The sequence below is a fragment of the Nocardia wallacei genome (genome assembly GCF_029868745.1).
GTDB lineage: Bacteria > Actinomycetota > Actinomycetes > Mycobacteriales > Mycobacteriaceae > Nocardia > Nocardia wallacei_B.
In genome coordinates this window covers 1-2,684 of the sequence record NZ_JARWOP010000267.1, presented here as the reverse complement: position 1 = coordinate 2,684, position 2,684 = coordinate 1, and the positions used below count along the sequence as shown (strand labels likewise).

The following is a 2,684-nucleotide window of genomic DNA, read 5'->3' as shown; positions in this document are numbered from 1 at the left end:
TCAACCCCGCCGCGATCGGCGCATCCGACGCGATAGCGATACCCAGCGACAACGGCAGGGCCACCAAAAACACCACGATCGACGCAGGCAGATCATGGCGAGAAACAGAAGACAAACGATCGGACCACGATCTCTCCGGCGAGATGTCCGATCTAGGGGACGTGTCGGTGTCGGTGGACATATTGCTCCTTCACCAGGCCGGTGTCGCCGGTCCCGGTTGGTCGAACATGTTCTCCAGGCATCGAAAGCAGCTGCGGGACGGCGTTGTCCGGCAGTCACCCGGAAGTAAGGCGAGATTAATAGTAAAGACTAAGCAAAGCCTGAGAAAAGGATATTTAGCTGGGGACACTTCCGCATCTCGAGGTGACGGCCCTCACACTGTGCCGCAAACAGCGGCAACGCCCCGGGTGCTCACCCCGGGGCGTTGCCCGACCTACCGTCCCGGCCCTCGCCCACGGCCGGGTTCGCCTACACCGGTAGTGCCGTGACTTGCCTTCCGGCGTCATCGATCTCGCCGATGCCGTCGGCGGTGATCTCGATGACGCGCGCGGTGGAGATGTCGAAGAACAACCCCGCCAGGACCACGCCGCGCTCCTCGATGCCGAGGCGCACCACCGGGTGCCGCGAGAGCACCTCCAGTTGGACCGCGACATTCACCATGCCCAGCTGATCGACCTCGTTGAACCCGGCCGCCGCGGCCGCGACCGCCACCGGATGCCCGGCGCGGAAGCGCTCGAGCGCGGGCCGGCCGTGCACGAGCCACGCATCCAGCCCCGAACCGGTCACCCGTTCGTGGTACAGCGCGTCCATCGCGCCGCAGCCCGAGTGCCCGCACACCACCACCGACCGGACGTCCAGCTTGTCCAGGGCGTAGACCAGTGCGGCTTCCACCGAGGTGTCGCGCCCGTCGGCGGGGATGAGATTGCCGATATTGCGGACGGTGAACAGGTCGCCCGGACCGCTGCTGGTGATGACATTCGGCACGATCCGGGAATCGGCGCAGGTCAGGAACAGCGAGTCCGGATTCTGGCTGTCTTGCAGTTCACCCAGGTGCGGGCGCACCACGTGGGCGTGGCCGCGGTGGTAGGCCGCGACGCCGGCGGCGATCGGGTCGGTGCGGGCGGTGCGCCGCCACGGACCGAGCGTCTCGTTCAGGATGCGGCGGGCGTGCCCGCGGGTGGGCGGGCCGACCTCCAGATCCGCGATGCGCGCGGCGCCCATCTCCACGAATTCGACCGTACCGCCGCAACTCTCGTGCTGCTGCGCCCATTCGTGCAGCGCCTCGTGGGCCGCGTGGTCGACGAAGTCCACCGCCATCTCGATGGTCACCGGGGCGCCGACCGGGACCGCGGCCAGCTCGCCGGTGAGCCGCGGCACCGCCATGAACGTCAAGGTGCCGTCGATGGTCACCACGCGGCGCACGCCCAGCGGCTGCACCGTGATCGTCACCTTCGCCACGCGCCACAGCAGCAGCGCGAACGACAGCGCCAGCCCCACCAGCATGCCGATCAGCAGGTTGGCGAACACGACCACCAGCACCGTCGTCGCGTAGACGAACAGGTCGCCGGTGCGGCGGGCCAGCCGGATGTGGGCCAGCTTCACCAGCCCGATGCCGATCACGATCAGCACCCCCGCCAGCGCGGCCTTCGGGATCTGCCGCACGACCTCGACCAGCAGGACCGCGAAGATCAGCACCCAGAGACCGCTCAGCATCGTCGAGGCCTTGGTGCGCGCCCCGGCCTTCACGTTGGTGATGCTGCGGACGATGACCGCGGCGATGGGCAGGCCACCGATCAGCCCGGAGGTCATGTTCGCCATGCCCTGGCCGATCAGCTCGCGGTCCAGATCAGTCCGCTGTTGCGGGCGCAGCCGGTCCACGGCCACCGCCGACAGCAGCGTCTCCACACTGGCGATCAGCGCGATGGTCACCATCGTCAGCGCCACCGCGGACCAGCCGCCGTGCGGGATGGCCGGCAGCGACATGTCGTCGAACAGCGTGCCCGTCAACACGATTCGCTCGATGCTGGTCGGCACGACCATGGCCAGGGCCGTGGCGGCGACCACCGCGGCCAGCGGCGCCGGCACCGCGCGGATCCGCGGCGGCAGATACCGCCAGCCCAGTAGGATGGCGATGACGACACCGCCGACCAGGGCATCGCCGCCCTGGGCCGCCGCCAGCTGATGCGGCAATTGCGTGATGCTGTCCCAGGACGAACTCAGCGACTGCCCACCCAGCAGGACGTGGAGCTGCTGCAGCGCGATGACGATGCCGATCCCGGCGAGCATGCCGTGCACCACGACCGGTGCGATGGCCAGCGCGCCGCGCGCGATCCGGCCGAGGCCGAACAGGATCTGTAAGAGCCCGGCTCCCATCGTGATGAAACACGTTGTGGCCCAGCCGAACTGATGAATGCTTTCGGCCACCACCACGGTGAGACTGGCGGTCGGCCCGCTGACCTGCAGCGACGATCCGCCGAGCAGACCGGCGACCAGGCCGCCCACGACGGCGGCCAGCAGACCGGCGGGGGCCCGCGGGCCGGGGGGGCCGCGGCGGAGGTGAAGCGCACGTAGCCGTTGGCGTCCAGTTCGTCGGCGAGTTCCGGCCCGCCCTCGGCGACGATCCGGCCGCCCACGAACACGTGCACGAACTGCGGCTGGATGTAGCGCAGGATGCGGGTGTAGTG

At 69.0% G+C, this 2,684-nt stretch carries 3 pseudogenes; all 3 read right to left on the bottom strand.

The annotated features are described in order from the left end of the window. Window positions 1–181, bottom strand: a pseudogene (locus QH470_RS24055) (SulP family inorganic anion transporter); the annotation flags it as partial. Window positions 182–468: 287 nt separating this feature from the next. Continuing rightward, window positions 469–2,538: pseudogene (locus tag QH470_RS24050) on the bottom strand (SulP family inorganic anion transporter); the annotation flags it as partial. Between the two features lie 11 nt (window positions 2,539–2,549). After that, a pseudogene (gene sufC, locus QH470_RS24045) lies at window positions 2,550–2,684 on the bottom strand (Fe-S cluster assembly ATPase SufC); the annotation flags it as partial.